This window comes from Dechloromonas aromatica RCB (genome assembly GCF_000012425.1).
In genome coordinates this window covers 3,518,767-3,534,979 of the sequence record NC_007298.1, presented here as the reverse complement: position 1 = coordinate 3,534,979, position 16,213 = coordinate 3,518,767, and the positions used below count along the sequence as shown (strand labels likewise).

General features: G+C 59.4%; 19 protein-coding genes and 1 tRNA gene. 10 read left to right on the top strand and 10 right to left on the bottom strand.

Annotated elements, in window-relative coordinates; all coding sequences use genetic code 11:
* Nucleotides 1-230: 230 nt before the first annotated feature.
* Both DARO_RS16790 and DARO_RS16785 read left to right on the top strand, forming a co-directional pair.
* The gene (locus tag DARO_RS16790; RefSeq protein ID WP_011289009.1) at nucleotides 231-689 is read left to right on the top strand and encodes a cytochrome c; all 459 of its coding nucleotides are present in this window, start codon (nucleotides 231-233) and stop codon (nucleotides 687-689) included.
* Between the two features lie 67 nt (nucleotides 690-756).
* Nucleotides 757-1,446 carry a cytochrome b/b6 domain-containing protein gene (locus DARO_RS16785; protein WP_041225157.1) on the top strand — a complete coding sequence of 230 codons (690 nt, stop codon included), beginning with the start codon at nucleotides 757-759 and terminating at the stop codon, nucleotides 1,444-1,446.
* Between the two features lie 49 nt (nucleotides 1,447-1,495).
* Here DARO_RS16785 and secF read toward each other — a convergent pair whose 3' ends face one another.
* From secF to cobA, 8 genes are all read right to left on the bottom strand, one after another.
* Nucleotides 1,496-2,440 (bottom strand): protein translocase subunit SecF, encoded by a 945-nt coding sequence (secF, locus tag DARO_RS16780; protein WP_011289007.1) that lies wholly within the window; start codon nucleotides 2,438-2,440, stop codon nucleotides 1,496-1,498.
* A 12-nt stretch (nucleotides 2,441-2,452) separates the two neighbouring features.
* Nucleotides 2,453-4,330: a protein translocase subunit SecD gene (gene secD, locus DARO_RS16775; RefSeq protein WP_011289006.1), complete on the bottom strand. Its 1,878-nt coding sequence runs from the start codon at nucleotides 4,328-4,330 to the stop codon at nucleotides 2,453-2,455.
* Between the two features lie 48 nt (nucleotides 4,331-4,378).
* The gene (gene yajC / locus DARO_RS16770) at nucleotides 4,379-4,705 is read right to left on the bottom strand and encodes a preprotein translocase subunit YajC (protein WP_011289005.1); all 327 of its coding nucleotides are present in this window, start codon (nucleotides 4,703-4,705) and stop codon (nucleotides 4,379-4,381) included.
* Between the two features lie 43 nt (nucleotides 4,706-4,748).
* The gene (gene tgt, locus DARO_RS16765; RefSeq protein WP_011289004.1) at nucleotides 4,749-5,858 is read right to left on the bottom strand and encodes a tRNA guanosine(34) transglycosylase Tgt; all 1,110 of its coding nucleotides are present in this window, start codon (nucleotides 5,856-5,858) and stop codon (nucleotides 4,749-4,751) included.
* Nucleotides 5,848-6,906 (bottom strand): tRNA preQ1(34) S-adenosylmethionine ribosyltransferase-isomerase QueA, encoded by a 1,059-nt coding sequence (gene queA, locus DARO_RS16760; RefSeq protein ID WP_011289003.1) that lies wholly within the window; start codon nucleotides 6,904-6,906, stop codon nucleotides 5,848-5,850. The genes tgt and queA overlap by 11 nt, the downstream gene beginning before the upstream one ends.
* A gap of 64 nt (nucleotides 6,907-6,970) precedes the next feature.
* Nucleotides 6,971-7,055 (bottom strand) — tRNA-Leu (locus DARO_RS16755).
* Between the two features lie 25 nt (nucleotides 7,056-7,080).
* Nucleotides 7,081-7,479: a Rap1a/Tai family immunity protein gene (locus DARO_RS16750; RefSeq protein WP_011289002.1), complete on the bottom strand. Its 399-nt coding sequence runs from the start codon at nucleotides 7,477-7,479 to the stop codon at nucleotides 7,081-7,083.
* A complete protein-coding gene (gene cobA, locus DARO_RS16745; RefSeq protein WP_011289001.1) occupies nucleotides 7,476-8,240 on the bottom strand; it encodes a uroporphyrinogen-III C-methyltransferase in 765 nt (254 codons plus the stop codon). Before cobA ends, DARO_RS16750 begins: the two co-directional genes overlap by 4 nt.
* A gap of 259 nt (nucleotides 8,241-8,499) precedes the next feature.
* On the opposite strand from cobA, the gene DARO_RS16740 reads away from it, so the two are divergent.
* The 8 genes from DARO_RS16740 (at nucleotide 8,500) to ahbB (DARO_RS16705) (ending at nucleotide 14,904) form a co-directional block, all read left to right on the top strand.
* The gene (locus tag DARO_RS16740) at nucleotides 8,500-10,185 is read left to right on the top strand and encodes a cytochrome D1 domain-containing protein (protein ID WP_011289000.1); all 1,686 of its coding nucleotides are present in this window, start codon (nucleotides 8,500-8,502) and stop codon (nucleotides 10,183-10,185) included.
* 131 nt (nucleotides 10,186-10,316) lie between these two features.
* Entirely contained in the window at nucleotides 10,317-11,159 is an 843-nt protein-coding gene (locus DARO_RS16735) for an ethylbenzene dehydrogenase-related protein (RefSeq protein ID WP_011288999.1), read from the top strand.
* A 6-nt stretch (nucleotides 11,160-11,165) separates the two neighbouring features.
* Complete coding sequence (locus DARO_RS16730; protein WP_011288998.1) at nucleotides 11,166-11,516, top strand: plastocyanin/azurin family copper-binding protein; 351 nt, start codon at nucleotides 11,166-11,168, stop codon at nucleotides 11,514-11,516.
* A 22-nt stretch (nucleotides 11,517-11,538) separates the two neighbouring features.
* Nucleotides 11,539-11,841, top strand: a complete 303-nt coding sequence (locus DARO_RS16725) for a c-type cytochrome (RefSeq protein WP_497462990.1) — start codon at nucleotides 11,539-11,541, stop codon at nucleotides 11,839-11,841.
* Nucleotides 11,842-11,848: 7 nt separating this feature from the next.
* Nucleotides 11,849-13,012: a cytochrome D1 domain-containing protein gene (locus tag DARO_RS16720; RefSeq protein ID WP_011288996.1), complete on the top strand. Its 1,164-nt coding sequence runs from the start codon at nucleotides 11,849-11,851 to the stop codon at nucleotides 13,010-13,012.
* Nucleotides 13,012-13,980 (top strand): siroheme decarboxylase subunit beta, encoded by a 969-nt coding sequence (ahbB, locus tag DARO_RS16715; RefSeq protein ID WP_011288995.1) that lies wholly within the window; start codon nucleotides 13,012-13,014, stop codon nucleotides 13,978-13,980. The genes DARO_RS16720 and ahbB (DARO_RS16715) overlap by 1 nt, the downstream gene beginning before the upstream one ends.
* The gene (locus tag DARO_RS16710) at nucleotides 13,973-14,431 is read left to right on the top strand and encodes an AsnC family transcriptional regulator (protein WP_011288994.1); all 459 of its coding nucleotides are present in this window, start codon (nucleotides 13,973-13,975) and stop codon (nucleotides 14,429-14,431) included. The genes ahbB (DARO_RS16715) and DARO_RS16710 overlap by 8 nt, the downstream gene beginning before the upstream one ends.
* Nucleotides 14,428-14,904 (top strand): siroheme decarboxylase subunit beta, encoded by a 477-nt coding sequence (gene ahbB / locus DARO_RS16705; protein WP_011288993.1) that lies wholly within the window; start codon nucleotides 14,428-14,430, stop codon nucleotides 14,902-14,904. The genes DARO_RS16710 and ahbB (DARO_RS16705) overlap by 4 nt, the downstream gene beginning before the upstream one ends.
* A 75-nt stretch (nucleotides 14,905-14,979) precedes the next feature.
* Here the strand turns inward: ahbB (DARO_RS16705) and DARO_RS22550 are convergent, their stop codons facing one another.
* Nucleotides 14,980-15,186, bottom strand: coding sequence for a hypothetical protein (locus DARO_RS22550; protein WP_083761547.1), 207 nt, complete (start codon nucleotides 15,184-15,186; stop codon nucleotides 14,980-14,982).
* Between the two features lie 46 nt (nucleotides 15,187-15,232).
* Nucleotides 15,233-16,045: a ferredoxin--NADP reductase gene (locus DARO_RS16700; protein WP_011288992.1), complete on the bottom strand. Its 813-nt coding sequence runs from the start codon at nucleotides 16,043-16,045 to the stop codon at nucleotides 15,233-15,235.
* Between the last annotated feature and the right edge of the window lie 168 nt (nucleotides 16,046-16,213).

The following is a 16,213-nucleotide window of genomic DNA, read 5'->3' as shown; positions in this document are numbered from 1 at the left end:
GCAGAATATTGTTCTTTTTCCTTGTTCTCTTTGATCTTTCCTGAATTTATTGATTCTGATCGATCCGTTTTTAAATGGGGGCGTCAGCGCTTGCAGGGCTGCACTACAGAAAGCCCCTTGTTGAAATAAGTGCCTGGCATTGATTCAAGGCTATGATTGTTGCGACAATTCTGCTTCAATCGCTTCCGCAAACTGGCCATGCCAAGTTTTGACAACAACGGAGAATCAACATGAAATTCAAGCTGTTACCAATGCTGCTCGCCGTGACTCTGGCGGGTACTGCTTTCGCCCAGGTCAAGCCCGAGGATGCCATCAAGTTTCGCCAGTCCGGCTACGGTTTCATGGCCTGGAACATGCAGCGCATCAAGATGAATGTCGAAGGTGGCAACTACAACAAGGACGAGGTGATCAAGGCAGCCAACGCCATTCAGGCCATTGCCAATTCTGGTATGGGCGCCCTGTATCTGCCTGGTACCGACAAGGGCAAGGGCTGGGAAGAAACCCGCGCCAAGGCCAATGTCTGGACCGACAAGGAAAAGCTGGGCAAGGTCGCGATGGCTTTCAACAAGGAAGCCAACGAAATGGCCAAGGTGGCGGCGACCGGCGATGCGGGTGCGGTCGAGGAGCAACTCGGCAAGCTGGGCGGCACCTGCAAGGGCTGCCACGACGATTTCAAGGCCAAGCGCTAATCAGCCATGCCGCACGTCAGCAGGCACCTGAGGGTGCCTGTTTTTTTAACGATAAAAAGACATGAATATGAACAGCAAACGTTTTCGCTTGTGGGATTTGCCAACGCGACTCTTCCACTGGTTGCTCGTCCTCTGCGTTGGTGCCGCCGTACTCAGCGGCCAGTTGGGCGGCAAACTGATCGTCTGGCACGGCAGGATCGGCCTCGTTATCGTTGGCTTGGTGGTTTTCCGGCTGGTCTGGGGGCTGCTCGGTTCAACCTATTCTCGCTTTGCCAATTTTCTGCCAACGCCAGCCACCATCAAGGCCTATCTGCGCGGTGAATGGCAGGGAGAGGGGCACAATCCGCTGGGCGCCCTGTCGGTCTTTGGCTTGCTCGCATTACTGGCCGCGCAAGTGGCGACCGGTTTGTTCAGTAATGACGACATCGCCTTCCATGGCCCCTTGGCTACGTTGGTTGGCAATGACCTGAGCAATCGCCTGACGGGCATCCACCATCTGGTTTCCGATTTGCTGATCGGCTTTGTGGTGCTGCATCTGGGGGCGATCATCTTCTATGGTCACGTCAAGAAACAGAAACTGCTCAAGCCGATGATTACCGGTTGGGGCGAGGGCGAAGGGCCATCGGCCACCGGCGGCGGCTGGGTCGCTTTTGTCGTCGCCCTGGTGGTGGCGCTGGCTGCTGTTTATGGTGCCAGTGGCGGCTGGTTGCCCGAGCCGCCTCCGCTGCCACCAGCAGCCGAGACGCCGAACTGGTAAAGAAAAAGCCGCCAATTTGGCGGCTTTTTTCATGGGGCAGTTTTGATTCTCAGACGACGGCGCCGTCTTCGTTAGCACCCTCGACGACCTTCTTCACCTTGATGAACTGCTCACGGGAAACACCCAGCCACATGACCAGCGGGCTGGCGACCAGCACCGAGGAGTAAATGCCGAAGCAGATGCCGATGGTCAGCGCCATGGCGAAGTAGTGCAGGGTCTCGCCGCCGAAGATCAGCATCGACAGCACCATCAGCTGGGTACAGCCGTGGGTGATGATGGTCCGGCTGATCGTGCTGGTGATGGCATGGTCGAGTACTTCCGGGGTGCTCAGTCCGCGCACCTTCTTGAAGGTTTCACGGACCCGGTCGAACACGACGACCGATTCATTGACCGAGTAGCCCAGTACGGCGAGCACGGCGGCCAGTACCGACAGCGAGAATTCCCACTGGAAGAAGGCGAAGAAGCCAAGGATGATCACCACGTCGTGCAGGTTGGCGATGATGGCCGAGACCGAGAAGCGCCATTCGAAGCGGAAGGCCAGGTAGATCACGATACCAATGACGACCAGCAGTAGAGCCATGGCACCGTTTTCAGCCAGTTCCTTGCCGACCTGCGGACCGACGAACTCGACGCGGCGCAACTGCGAGCCCGGCGCTTCGGCTTCGAGCGCCTTCATGACCGACTCACCGATCTGGTTGGTGTTCTGCTCGCTCTTCAGCGGCAGACGGATCATGACATCCTGAGATGAACCGAAGTTCTGCACGGAAAAGTCGCTGAAGCCCGACTTGCCAAGGGCGCCACGGATCTTTTCGAGATCTGCTGCCTGCTCGTAGTGGGTTTCGATCAGCGTGCCGCCGGTGAATTCGACGGACAGGTGCAGGCCCTTGGTAAAGAGAAAAACCACGGCCAGAATGAAGGTGAGCAGCGAAATGACATTGAACTTCAGCGCATGGCGCATGAAGGGAATGTCTTTGTGGATGCGGAAAAATTCCATGTTCGTTTTTCCTTATTTCTGGCCGGCGGCCGTCGTGGCGCCCGGTTTCCAGAGCTGGCCGATAGCGACCTTGGTCAGTTTCTTCTGGCGACCGTAGATCAGGTTGACCAGGCCGCGCGAGACGACGACGGACGAGAAGATCGAGGTCAGGATGCCCAGGCAATGCACCACGGCAAAGCCGCGAACCGGGCCGGAACCAAAGATCAACAGGGCGAGGCCGGCGATCAGCGTGGTGATGTTGGAGTCGAGAATGGTCCCGAAAGCACGTTCGTAACCTTCCGAGATGGCGGCCTGCGGTGGCATGCCGGCCCGGAGCTCTTCGCGCACCCGTTCGTTGATCAGCACGTTGGCGTCGATGGCCATGCCGAGGGTTAGCGCGATAGCCGCGATGCCGGGCAGGGTCAGCGTCGCCTGCAGCAGCGACAGGATGGCGACCAGGAACAGCAGGTTGGAAGCCAGCGCCAGCACCGAAACGACACCGAACATCTGGTAGTAGATGATCATGAACACGGCGATCGCGGCAAAGCCCCACATCGTCGAATGGAAGCCCTTCTGGATGTTTTCGGCACCCAGGGATGGGCCGATGGTGCGTTCCTCGATGATCTCCATCGGGGCGGCCAGCGAGCCGGCACGCAACAGCAGGGCGGTATCGTTGGCTTCCGTGGTGGTCATGCGGCCGGAAATCTGCACGCGGCCGCCACCGATTTCGGTACGGATGACCGGCGCGGTCACTACTTCGCCCTTGCCCTTTTCGATGAGCAGGATGGCCATGCGCTTGCCGACGTTTTCGCGGGTGATGTCCTTGAAAATGCGGGCGCCGGCGGCGTCGAGCGTCAGGTGGACCGCAGCCTCCTGGGTCTGGTTGTCGAAGCCGGGTTGGGCATCGGTCAGGCGGTCGCCGGTCAGCACCACCTGCTTCTTGACCAGCAGCGGCTGGCCGCCGCGCTCGTTGTAGACCTCGGTACCGAACGGCGGATTGCCGGCCAGCGCGGCGTCGAGCGCGCCTGTCGAGTCGTCGACCATGCGGATTTCCAGGGTCGCGGTACGACCCAGAATGTCCTTGGCCTTGGCCGTGTCCTGCACGCCAGGCAACTGGACGACGATGCGGTCGGCGCCTTGTTGCTGGATCACCGGTTCGGCGACGCCGAGTTCGTTGATCCGGTTGTGCAGCGTGGTGATGTTCTGCTTCAGCGCAAATTCGCCGATCTTCTGCTGGGCTTGCGGCTTCAGCGTGGCGATCAGGCGCGGCTCGGCGGCATCGCCAGCATCGGTCAGCAGCAGGTCGGGCTGGCTGTCGGAAATGGCGATGCGGGCCTTGTTTTGCGTTTCGGCATCGCGGAACTTGATGATGATGCGCTCGCCTTCGCGGTTTACGCCGCCGTGGCGCAGATTCTTGTCGCGCATCACGGTGCGCAGGTCGGCCGAGGTCGAATCGAGGCGCTTGGTCAACGCCCCCTTCATGTCTACCTGCAGCAGGAAGTGCACACCGCCGCGCAGGTCGAGGCCGAGGTACATCGGCAGCGCGTGCAGCGAGGTCAGCCATTGCGGCGAGGCGGCCAGCAGGTTAAGGGCAACGACGTACTGCGGATCGGCTGCGTCCGGGTTGAAGGCCTTTTCCAGTGCATCCTTGGCCTTCAGCTGGGTGTCGGTATCCTTGAAACGGGTCTTGACGCCGTTGAAGTCGAGCTGGATGCCATCGTGCGTGATGCCGGCGGCCTTCAGGGAATCTTCGACACGGGCCTTGGCCTTTTCATCGACCTTGATCGTGGCCTTGGCGCTGGAAACCTGCACGGCCGGTGATTCGCCGAAGAAATTGGGCAGGGTGTAGACGAAGCCCATGACCAGCGCGATAGCGATGGTGATGTACTTCCAGAGAGGGTAGCGATTCATAGTGGCTTTAAAGCGAAAAAGGCGGCTTGGGGCCGCCTTTTGGGGTGATTACAGCGACTTCAGCGTGCCCTTCGGCAGAACCAGGCCGATCGAAGGTTTTTGCACGACGACTTCGGTGCCTTCGGCGATTTCGACGGTCACATAGTTTTCGCCGACCTTGACGATCTTGCCGACGATACCGCCCTGGGTGACGACTTCATCGCCCTTGGCCAGTGCACCGAGCAGGGCCTTGTGTTCCTTGGCCTTTTTCATTTGCGGGCGGATCATCAGAAACCACAGCACGACGAACATCAGGATCATCGGCAGCAGACCCATCAGGCCGCCAGTCGGGTCAGAGGAAGCTGCCGCCGTTTGGGCGTGGGCGAGACTAATCATTGTTAAAACTCCGGATTGCTTGAAAACGAAACGAAGGATTCTATCACTGGCCCGAGGAACGGTCGCGGGCAAAGCCGGCAGCCCATTCGGTGAAGTGTTCCACCTCAATGGCCGTGCGCATTTCGGCCATGATGGTCTGATAGAAATGCAGGTTGTGGATGGTGTTCAGCATGCCGCCGAGAATTTCGCCGTTGCGGAACAGGTGATGCAGGTAGGCACGGGTGAAATTGGTGCAGGTATAGCAGGAGCAGGACGAATCGAGCGGGCCGGTGTCCAACTTGTAGCGTGCATTCTTGATCTTGACGTCGCCGAAACGGGTGAACAGGTGGCCGTTGCGGGCGTTGCGCGTCGGCATCACGCAATCGAACATGTCGATGCCGGCGCTGACCGAATAGACCAGATCTTCCGGTGTGCCGACGCCCATCAGGTAGCGTGGCTTGTGCGTCGGTAGTTGTGGCGCGGTATGGGCGAGGATGCGCGCCATGTCTTCCTTCGGTTCGCCGACCGACAGGCCGCCGATGGCCATGCCATCGAAGCCGATGTCGCACAGACCGGCCACCGATTCATCGCGCAGGTCTTCGTGCATGCCGCCTTGGACGATGCCGAACAGCGCGTTGCTGTTTTCCAGCTTGTTATGCTCATCACGACTACGTTGGGCCCAGCGCATGCTCATTCGCATCGACTTGGCCGCCTCTTCATGCGTCGCCGGGTAGGGCGTGCATTCGTCGAAGATCATCACGATGTCGGAATTCAGCACCTTCTGGATCTGCATCGAGATTTCCGGCGTCAGGAAGAGCTTGGCGCCATCGTGCGGCGACGAGAACTTGACCCCTTCCTCGGTGATCTTGCGCATGGCGCCGAGCGAGAAGACCTGGAAGCCGCCGGAATCGGTCAGGATCGGCTTCTGCCAGTTCATGAAGTCGTGCAGGCCTTTGTGGGCGGCGATGACCTCCAGTCCCGGCCGCAGCCAGAGATGGAAAGTGTTGCCGAGACAAATCTGGGCGCCGATGTCGTTCAGCGACTGTGGCGTCATTGCCTTGACCGTGCCGTAGGTGCCGACCGGCATGAAGACGGGCGTCTGGATGACCCCGTGGGCCAGTGTCAGGGTCCCGCGGCGGGCGACACCATCGGTTTTCAGGAGATCAAATTGCATCGGAGGGTTGTCCTGTTCGTTCCAGAAGCATGGCGTCGCCATAGCTGAAAAAGCGGTAGCGCTCGGCGACGGCGTGGGCGTAGGCGGCTCGGATGTGGTCGTAGCCGGCAAAGGCAGACACCAGCATGAGCAGGGTCGACTTCGGCAGGTGAAAATTGGTGATCAGCCGGTCGACGACCTGGAAGCGATAGCCGGGGGTGATGAAAATACTGGTTTCGGCGCCGCCGACCTGTACTGTGCCATCCTCATTGCCGGCCGATTCCAGGGCGCGCAGGCTGGTCGTGCCGACGGCAATGACCTGGCCGCCGGCGGCGCGGGTGGTGGTGATCGCATCGGCGGTCGCTGGCGGAATCTCGAAGCGTTCACTGTGCATCCGGTGGTCGGCGATTTTTTCGACACGCATCGGACGGTAGGTGCCGGCACCAACATGCAGGGTCAGGAAGGCGGTATTGATGCCTTGTGCCTGCAGCGTAGCCAGCATGTCTTCGTCGAAATGCAGTCCGGCCGTTGGCGCAGCCACAGCGCCCGGTTCGCGGGCATAGACCGTCTGGTAGCGTGTTTCATCGGTACCTTCGGCCGGGTGCTCGATGTAGGGCGGCAGCGGCAGCTTGCCGTAACGCTCCGACAGTTCCCAGAAATCGCCAGGCTCAGCCAGTTCCAGCGCAAAAAAATCTCCGTCGGCGCCGGCCCGGCCAGTCATTTTGACCGTGAAGGCATCGGCCAGCCGCATCGTGCTACCCGCTTTCGGCGCCTTGCTGGCGCGCACCTGGCAGATTGCATGCGTCGCATCGACAATGCGTTCGAGCATGATTTCGACTTGGCCGCCGGTATCCTTCTGGCCAAAGAAGCGCGCCTTGATCACCCGGGTATCGTTGAAGACCAGCAGGTCGCCGGCTTTCAGCAGCGTTGGCAAGTCAGCAAATCGGCGGTCAACAAGTTGCTCGCCGCAGACGTGCAGCAGGCGGCTCCCACGCCGTTCGGCGGCTGGGTGTTGGGCAATGAGTTCGGGGGGGAGGGGGAAGTCGAAGTCGTCGACGGTCAACGACATGGGCAGGAATCCGCATGTGATAAACAAAAACGGCCTTCCGTCAGGAAAGCCGATTTGTCGTTACTGGTGCCCCGGGCCAGACTCGAACTGGCACACCTTTCGGCGGCGGATTTTGAATCCGCTGCGTCTACCGATTCCGCCACCGGGGCGAGTGGAGGCCGGATTATCCATGAATCACTTCTTTGATTCAAGGGCTTCGCTACAGGGAAATGCTTTTGCCAGTGCGCCAGCTACCAGTGTTGCGGTGCTCATGGTCGTGTTGGGCGGCACTCGCTCGACGTGGATAACCACGGCGCGGACCAGTCGCATTGATAGATCCGGGTCGTTCGGCAGGCAGAAGGCGTTCAGTTTGACGCCGATTTTTTCAGCCAGATAGTCGCTGATGGCATAGCTGTCAGCGAAGCCGGCGACGTAGGCGATGCAACGGGCGCTGCGGATCGAGTGATAAGGATCGCTGCTCTTTTGCTTGGCATACATTTCCTCTGCTGCCTGGCAGTCACCGCGCAACTCGTCGGGCGAGTAGGCATAGGCTTGGCCAGCGAAGAGGGCGGCGATTAACCAGAGGTATTTCATTGTTTTTCGAACCAGTTGAGTTTTTCGTGCAGCCCGACCACGCTGCCGACGACGATCAGCGCCGGTGGCTTGATGCCGGATTCGGCAATGCGATGGGGCAGGGTGCCGAGTGTGGCGAGCAGGGTTCGCTGGTCGGATTGCGTGCCATTGCGGATGACAGCGGCGGGCGTCATTGAAGGCAGGCCATGATTGATCATCTGTCGGCAGATTTCCTCGGCGGCACCGATGCCCATGTAGAAGACGACGGTATGGCAGGGGCGCGCCAAAGCGGTCCAATCGAGATTGACGGTGCCGTCCTTCAAATGCCCGGTAACGAAAGTAACCGACTGGGCGTGATCGCGATGGGTCAGCGGGAAGCCTGCGTAGGCAGCGCAACCAGCGGCCGCCGTGACGCCTGGAACCACCTCGAACGGAACGCCGGAGGCGACCAGGGTTTCGAGTTCTTCGCCGCCGCGTCCGAAAATGAACGGGTCGCCACCCTTCAGTCGAACCACCGACAAGCCTTCGTTGGCGAGGTCGACGAGTAGTTGGTTGATGGAGTCCTGCGGCATCGTGTGCTTGGAGGATTCCTTGCCGGCATAGACCAGGCGGGCATCGGCCCGGGCCATATCCATGATGCCATTGCCGACCAGGTGGTCATACACAATGGCGTCGGCCATTGAAATCAGTCGCGCTGCCTTGATGGTCAGAAGTTCCGGATCGCCCGGACCGGCGCCGACCAGCCAGACCTTGCCGCCCTGCAGTTGTTTTGTAGTGTTCATGCGTTATCTCAGCCGTTTGGCGGCCATCCTAATGCTGGAACAGGCGCCTGCCAATAGCGGGGGTTAAATCAATTCAGATGGCTAGTTAAAAAGTATTAATTAGATAGTTATATGTGACTATATTTGCTTGAATGTAAAGGATTTCTTATGGTTAAAAGCTTGATGAGCATCAAGGATGCGATTTGGCTGGAGGTTCAACCTAGCGAGCATCGCGTTACGGGGATCGAGGCGCGAACCGATTCGTTCTAGGAGAGGAAAGATGAAGAAAAACGTAGTGGGGATGCTTGCACTTAGCGCCATGGCTTTTGCCATGGGTTCTGCCTTCGCTCAGGAAACTGCCAAGGCGGCTCCGGAAATGACGGCTGCCGAAAAAGAACAGGCCAAGAAGATTTATTTTGAACGTTGTGCTGGTTGTCACGGTGTGCTGCGCAAGGGCGCTACCGGCAAGAACCTTGAGCCGCACTGGACGAAGAAGGACAAGGACGGCAACGTTACCGAAGGCGGTACGCTGAAGCTTGGGCAGCAGCGTCTGGAAAAAATTATCGGTTACGGTACCGATGGCGGCATGGTCAACTTCGACGACATCCTGACCAAGGAAGAGCTGACCCTGATGGCCAAGTACATCCAGAACACGCCGGATGTGCCACCCGAGTACAGCTTCAAGGATACGATGGATTCCTGGAAGGTCATGGTGCCGGTCGACAAGCGCCCGACCAAGCAGATGAACAAGTACAACCTGAAGAACATGTTCTCCGTCACCCTGCGTGACACTGGCGAAGTGGCGCTGATCGATGGCGATACCAAGGAAATCCGCAGCATCGTCAAGACTGGTTATGCCGTTCATATCTCCCGTCTTTCTGCTTCCGGTCGTTACGTTTATGTGATCGGTCGCGATGGTCGCTTGTCGTTGATCGACCTGTGGATGGAACAGCCGGCGGTTGTGGCAGAAGTCAAGATCGGTTTCGATGCCCGCTCGGTCGATACTTCCAAGTTCAAGGGCTTTGAAGACAAGTACGCCGTGGCTGGTTCCTACTGGCCGCCCCAGTACGTGATCATGGATGGCGATACGCTGAAGCCGCGCAAGGTCGTTTCCACCCGTGGCATGACCGTTGATGGCGAATACCATCCGGAACCGCGCGTGGCTTCCATCGTCGCGTCCTTCACCAAGCCGGAATGGGTTATCAACATCAAGGAAACCGGCCAGATCCTGTTGGTCGATTACTCTGATATCGAAAATCTGAAGACGACGACCATCGGTTCCGCCAAGTTCCTGCATGACGGTGGCTGGGATGCTTCCAAGCGCTACTTCCTGGTGGCTGCCAATGCGTCCAACAAGATCGCGGCGGTTGACACCAAGACCGGCAAACTGGCCGCTCTGGTCGATGTCGCCAAGATCCCGCACCCGGGTCGTGGCGCCAACTTCACCCATCCGAAATTTGGTCCGGTATGGACCACCGGTCACCTCGGTGCCGATGTCCTGACCCTGATCAGCACACCTTCGGATAAGAAGTCGGATGCCAAGTTCAAGGAATACAACTGGAAGGTTGTTCAGGAAGTGAAGCACGTTCCGGGCAATTTGTTCGTCAAGACCCATCCGAAGTCCAAGCACCTGTGGGCTGACTCTCCGCAGAATCCGGAAAAGGAACTGGCTGAATCCGTTGCCATCTGGGATGTGGCTGACCTGTCGAAGCCGGTCAAGGTTATCAACGTGGCCAAGGATTCCGGCCTGCCGGTGACCAAGGCGACTCGCCGTGCCGTTCATCCGGAATACAGCGCTGATGGCAAGGAAGTCTGGATCTCCCTGTGGGGCGGCAAGACCGACCAGTCAGCCATCGTGGTTTATGACGATGCGACGCTGACCCTGAAGAAGGTGATCACCGATCCGAAGATGATCACCCCGACCGGCAAGTTCAACGTCTTCAACACCCAGCACGACATCTATTGATCGACTGTTGATTGTTTGATTTGACTTAAAGCTACGGGGGCGCAAGCCCCCGTAGCATATGAAACAGCAATAATCAGCGCAGGCGTTGTCGGCTGCGTAATGAGCAAATTATTTTGGCGGAGATAAGCACGATGCAAAAGAATCTCGTTTCCCTGGCCGTTTTTGGCGCTTTCATGGCGCTCGGTTCGCAAGCTGCGATGGCTGCACCGGACTGGAACAAGGCAGCCAAGAGCACGATCCACGTTTTCCATCCGGGTGCAGCGCCGATCGAGTGGCTGCAAGGCAAGGGCGAACATAGCGGCGCCAGCGGCCTGAAAAAGGGTGAAGCCTGTGCCGGTTGCCACGTTGAAGATGGCAAGCTGAGCCTTGATCTGAAGCGCCTGGCCAGCAAGGAAATGGAGCCGAAAGGCGCGCCGAAGACGATGACCTACCCGGTGACCGTGCAGGCAGCCTATGATGCGACCAACCTCTACGTCCGCCTGACGTTCAAGGCGCCGGGCGGTGGTTTCGACCATTCCGACAAGGACAATGAGCTGAAGGCCAGCGTCATGTTCCCGAGCGACAAGGTGCCGCTGGCTGATCAGGCCGGTTGTTGGGCTGCTTGTCACAAGGATGCGCGGACGATGCCGGGCGCTGCTGACACCAAGACCAAGTATGTTTCCGCTGGTTCGATGGACCTGATGCAGTGGAAGAGCAGTGGCGGTGGCAAGGCGGTTGACGGTACCGTCAGCGACAAGCGCAACATGGAAAACGGCAAGGCCGGCGTTGCCGCCGAGGCCACCAAGGCTGGCGATACCTACACCGTGACCTTTACCCGCAAGCTGGCTGGTGGCGTCAATCTGGCGCCGGGCAAGGCTGTTCCGTTCGGCATCGCCATTCACGCCGACAATGCCGGCGGCCGTTTCCATCATGTCTCCTTTGGCCACACGCTGGGCCTGGGCGCTGATGGCGACGTGAAGGCTGCCAAGCAGTAAAACCGCATGCCATCCGGAATCTTGTTGTACCCCGGATGGATGTCTCTGAAAAGAGCGCCGCTGCTGCTGGCGCTCTTTTCCATTTCTGCCTTGGCTCAGAATGTTGCTGAGATAAGTATCGAAGGTTATCAATTCGCGCCGCCAGAAGTGAGTATCAAGGTGGGCGATAGTGTCCGCTGGACCAATCACGAAAAACGGACCAGCCATTCGGTTGTTTTTCCGTCAGAGGGCGGCTTGGAGTCCGAGCGGATGTTCCCTGATGAAAGCTGGCAACGTCGCTTCGAGAAGCCCGGACGCTACGAGTATCATTGCGGGCCGCATCCGGAAATGAAAGGTGCCGTCGTTGTCGGTGAGTAAATCGTTTTTCATCCTTTTTCTGGTGTCCTCCGCGAGCCTGGTGGGTGCGGAGTCGGCCTTTGCCAGCGAGCCGGATTACGCCCGCCAGAAGGAACTGGTCCATCTCGTTCGCCAGGATTGCGGCTCCTGCCATGGCATGACGCTGAAAGGTGGGCTCGGTCCGGCGCTGTTGCCGGAGACCTTGCGCGACAAGCCGGCCGAAGGACTGGCGGCGACCATCTACTACGGTCGTCCGGGTACGCCGATGCCGCCGTGGAAACAGTTCATGTCCGAAGCCGAAGCGGCATGGATAGTCGATAAACTGATGACTGAATTCCCTCAATGAGAACACCATGCGCCTGCTGCTGAGTCTTGCCTTCGCCCTCCTGCTCAACGCCTGCGCCGGCCCGCAACTGCGCGGCACGGGCGATCTCGGCCTGATCATCGAACGGGCCAGCGGCCACGTCACGTTGGTCAATACCACGTCGCGCCAGCCCTACGCCCGGATCGGCGGCCTTGGCGACCTCTCGCATGCCTCTGCCGTCTATTCTCGCGATGGCCGCTATGCCTTCATCTTCGGCCGCGACGGTGGGCTGACCAAGATCGATCTGCTCGAAGCGAAGATGGTCAAGCGCATCATCCAGTCCGGCAACGCCATCGGCGGCTCGATCTCGCAGGATGGCCGCATTGTCGTTGCCCAGAATTACACGCCGGGTGGCATCAAGGCCTTCGATGCCGAAACGCTCGAACTGCTGTCCGAGGTGCCAGCTGAGTTTGCCCCGGGCCAGTTCTCCAAGGTGGTCGGTTTGGCCGATACGGCTGGTAACAAGTTTGCCTATGCCTTGTTCGAAGGCGGCGAAATCTGGGTCAGCGATTTCAGCAATCCGAAACAACCGACAACGCAGCGTTTCACGGCCGGCACTCAACCTTACGATGGACTGGTGACGCCGGATGGCCGCCACTACATGGCCGGTCTGTTCGGCGAAGACGGCATTGCGTTGCTCGACCTCTGGCAGACGGAAAAGGGCAGCCGCAAGATTCTCGAAAACTACGGCCGCGGCCAGGAAAAACTGCCGGTCTTCAAGATGCCGCACCTGCGCGGCTGGTCGGTGGCTCAGGGCAAGGCTTACCTGCCGGCGATCGGTCGGCATGAAGTGCTGGTCGTCGATGTCGCGACCTGGAAGGAGGTCGGCCGCATTCCGGTACGTGGTCAGCCAGTCTTCGTCATGGCGCGGCCGGATGGTCGCCAGATCTGGGTCAACTTCGCCTTCCCGGATAACGGCAAGGTCGATGTGATCGACACCCTGGCCGGCAAGGTCGTGCACGCTTTCGAGCCGGGCAAGGGCATCCTGCACATGGAGTTCGCGCCGCGCGGCGAAAATGTCTGGCTGTCGGCGCGCGACGATAACAAGGTGCTCATCTACAATACCGAAACCTTTGCCAAGCTGGGTGAAATCCCGGCAGAAAGCCCGTCTGGCATCTTCTTCACCTCTCGCGCTGTGCGTATTGGCTTCTGATGGACGACGCGCTCGACTTCCAGTTGCTCAACGACTTCCAGCGTGATTTTCCGCTGGTATCCGCCCCGTTTGCCGAGCTGGCCTCGCGCCTGGGGGTCGGCGAGAAGGTTATTCTCGGCCGCCTCGAAAACCTGAGGCGCGAAGGCAAGATTTCCCGGGTTGGCGCCGTCTTTGCGCCCAAGCGTATCGGTGCCTCGACGCTGGCGGCGATGGCCGTGCCACCGGAGAAGCTCGAAGCGGTCGCGGCGGCAGTCAATCGCTTTCCCGAGGTTAATCACAACTACGAGCGCGAGCATCGCTACAACCTCTGGTTCGTCGTTACTGCGGCCAGTGAAGGGCGTCTGCAGGCCAGCCTCGGCGCCATCGAACTGGCTGCCGGCTACCCGCTGCTGGCCTTGCCTTTGCTGGAAGAGTTTCACATTGATCTCGGCTTTTGCCTGAACGGCGGCAAGCAGAAATCGGTGGCCACTGCCCTGCCGGTGAAGCCCGTTGCGCTGATGGATGAAGCTGAGCGTCGCCTGGTTTCCGTGTTGCAGGAAGGGTTGCCCCTGTTCATTCGGCCCTTTGCACTGATTGCCGAGCGCATCGGCGCCTCGGAACCGGAAGTCATCGGCCGCATTCGGCGCTGGCTGGAGGAGGGGGCGATCAAACGTTTCGGCGTGGTCGTCCGCCATCACGAACTTGGCTTCCGCGCCAACGCCATGCTGGTTCATGACATCCCGGATGATCAGGTCAGCGCCATTGGCCGTGCGCTGGCCGAAGAACCGGGGGTGACGCTGTGCTACCGTCGGCCGCGTCGCTTGCCTGACTGGCCGTACAACCTGTTCTGCATGATCCATGGTCGTGAACGCGGCGAGGTCGAAGCCACCATTGCCGAGCTCCGCCAACGCCATGGGCTTGAGGCCTGTGCCCACGAAGTCCTGTTCTCTCTGACGCGCTTCAAGCAGAACGGTGCCCGCTATGCCTGAACTCTCCGATCTCGACCGGAAAATCCTCGCCCAATTGCAGGGCGACTTCCCGATCTGCGAACGTCCCTATGCCGAAGCGGCGGCACAACTCGGCATCGAGGAAGCCGAATTGCTGGCGCGCCTGCAAGCTTTGCTGGCCGACAAGGTGCTGACGCGTTTCGGGCCGATGTTCCAGATCGAGGAAATGGGTGGTGCTTTCGTGCTGGCCGCGCTGGCTGCACCGGAGGCGCGCTACGACGAGGTGACGGCGCTGGTCAATGCATTGCCCGAGGTTGCCCACAATTACCGCCGCGAGCATGAACTGAATATGTGGTTCGTGCTGGCCACCGAGACGAAGGAAGGTATTGCCGAGGCGATCGCCCGCATCGAGCGCGACACCGGCTTGCCGGTCTATGCCTTTCCCAAGGAACGCGAGTTCTTTGTCGAAATGAAGCTGGAGGCAAGGCGGTGATTGACGACATCGACCGTGCCCTGATCGTTGCGACGCAGGGCGGTCTGCCCCTTGTCTCGCGCCCCTATCACGCAATTGCCGAACAATTGGGCTTGAGTCCCGAAGAGGTCATGCAGCGCCTGCGGGCCATGCTGGCCTCGGGCATCATTCGTCGCATCGGTGCCGTGCCCAACCACTACGCCATTGGCTGGACAGCTAACGGCATGACGGTATGGGATGTTGCCGACGATCAGGTGGACGAACTGGGCGCCCGCATCGGCGCCCTGGATTTTGTCACCCACTGCTATCGCCGTCCGCGCGCCCTGCCAGCCTGGCCCTATAACCTGTTTGCCATGGTGCATGGTGCCTCACGCCAGGAGTGCTCGGCCAAGGCGGCTGAAATACACAGCCTGCTGGGCGATGCCTGTCGGACGAACGATATTCTCTACTCGACCCGAATCCTGAAAAAATCGGGTTTGCGCATCAGTCGCTGACGGAACGTTTCTGGCATATCTTTCCGGGGTCGGCAGAGGGAGAATGGGCCAGCTGCTTGATACGCGTCTGTCTCATCATGGGCGGCTATCCAGAAATGCCATCGGCGGCTCGCTTTCCTCATCAAGGATTCGCCAGGCATACATCAGGCTGGACTCGTTGAATTCCTGCCCGCTTTCCATGTCTCGCCACCAGACCTGGGAGCGAGCGTCCGCCCCGAGGTATCGCCAGCGACGAATCTCCCCGCTGCACAATTCGATGCGAAATATGGCTTGTGATCTCATTGCAGGCACAGCGAGCGCTTCCTTTCAGTTGGGCAGATCCCTTGCTTTACCAATAATTCTCGCAGGCAAAGTGGCCGGGGGCGCGCCCAAGGTCGGGGCGAAAGCCGCGTGCGGTCAGTACCTGGCGCACGTCGTCAAGCATTTGGGGGTTGCCACAGATCAGCATGCGAGCTCGCTCGGCATCGATGGGCAGGCCGATGCTTTTCTCCAGTTCTCCGTCGTGCAACAGGTCGGTCAGTCGACGATTCAGCATGCCGGGAACAGCTTCCCGCGTGACAATCGGGGCAAAGCGCAACTTGTGGCCATGCTCGGCGAAAGGCTCCTCCTGTGCGATGGAAGCAATCTCGTTTCGATAGGCGAGTTCGGAAATGTGGCGAACGCTATAGGCGAGCAGCAGATTGTCGTACTGTGCCCAGACCTCAGGGTCGCGCAGGATGGACAGGAATGGCGCAATTCCGGTGCCGGTGGCCAGCATCCAGAGATCCTGCCCGCCGACAAAGCGGCTTGTTGTCAGGTAACCGTAGGGCTGTTTTTCCACATAAAGGGTATCCCCGACCGAGGCTAGTGCCAGTTTTGTACTGAAGGCGCCATTGGGCACGATGATCGAGAAGAACTCCAGATGCTCATCGTAATTGGCCGAAACCATCGAGTAAGGGCGCCAGATCGTGCCGCCGCTGTCACTGGCGATGCCAATCCGCGCGAATTGGCCGGGCTGGAAGCGGAATGACACGTTGCGTGTCGTGCGCACGGAGATCAGCTTGTCGGTCCATCGCCGGATGTCGAGAATGCGCTCGGCAGTTGCTTTGTCGGTGGGCGCCGGAAGCGGGCCTCGGCGGAATGTTGAGGCGGGGGTCAGCATGGATGCGCTTTCAACTGTAGTCGTTACCGAACACCGTGTGACGTAGCGGCAATTTCTAGTCGCCCTATAGCGGGTGTTCCTATATAGGGTAGTCAGGCAATCCGCTAGCGAAGTTCCCAGCTGTACGATGTAATTCTGGGAAGGCCACCGGAACTATTCCAAATTCAT

Bases quoted from the DNA above. Each gene is read 5' to 3' on its own strand.
- DARO_RS16790 (WP_011289009.1), top strand. From the start codon at position 231: ATGAAATTCAAGCTGTTACCAATGCTGCTCGCCGTGACTCTGGCGGGT.
- DARO_RS16785 (WP_041225157.1), top strand. From the start codon at position 757: ATGAACAGCAAACGTTTTCGCTTGTGGGATTTGCCAACGCGACTCTTC.
- secF (WP_011289007.1), bottom strand. From the start codon at position 2,440: ATGGAATTTTTCCGCATCCACAAAGACATTCCCTTCATGCGCCATGCG.
- secD (WP_011289006.1), bottom strand. From the start codon at position 4,330: ATGAATCGCTACCCTCTCTGGAAGTACATCACCATCGCTATCGCGCTG.
- yajC (WP_011289005.1), bottom strand. From the start codon at position 4,705: ATGATTAGTCTCGCCCACGCCCAAACGGCGGCAGCTTCCTCTGACCCG.
- tgt (WP_011289004.1), bottom strand. From the start codon at position 5,858: ATGCAATTTGATCTCCTGAAAACCGATGGTGTCGCCCGCCGCGGGACC.
- queA (WP_011289003.1), bottom strand. From the start codon at position 6,906: ATGTCGTTGACCGTCGACGACTTCGACTTCCCCCTCCCCCCCGAACTC.
- DARO_RS16750 (WP_011289002.1), bottom strand. From the start codon at position 7,479: ATGAAATACCTCTGGTTAATCGCCGCCCTCTTCGCTGGCCAAGCCTAT.
- cobA (WP_011289001.1), bottom strand. From the start codon at position 8,240: ATGAACACTACAAAACAACTGCAGGGCGGCAAGGTCTGGCTGGTCGGC.
- DARO_RS16740 (WP_011289000.1), top strand. From the start codon at position 8,500: ATGAAGAAAAACGTAGTGGGGATGCTTGCACTTAGCGCCATGGCTTTT.
- DARO_RS16735 (WP_011288999.1), top strand. From the start codon at position 10,317: ATGCAAAAGAATCTCGTTTCCCTGGCCGTTTTTGGCGCTTTCATGGCG.
- DARO_RS16730 (WP_011288998.1), top strand. From the start codon at position 11,166: ATGCCATCCGGAATCTTGTTGTACCCCGGATGGATGTCTCTGAAAAGA.
- DARO_RS16720 (WP_011288996.1), top strand. From the start codon at position 11,849: ATGCGCCTGCTGCTGAGTCTTGCCTTCGCCCTCCTGCTCAACGCCTGC.
- ahbB (WP_011288995.1), top strand. From the start codon at position 13,012: ATGGACGACGCGCTCGACTTCCAGTTGCTCAACGACTTCCAGCGTGAT.
- DARO_RS16710 (WP_011288994.1), top strand. From the start codon at position 13,973: ATGCCTGAACTCTCCGATCTCGACCGGAAAATCCTCGCCCAATTGCAG.
- DARO_RS22550 (WP_083761547.1), bottom strand. From the start codon at position 15,186: ATGAGATCACAAGCCATATTTCGCATCGAATTGTGCAGCGGGGAGATT.
- DARO_RS16700 (WP_011288992.1), bottom strand. From the start codon at position 16,045: ATGCTGACCCCCGCCTCAACATTCCGCCGAGGCCCGCTTCCGGCGCCC.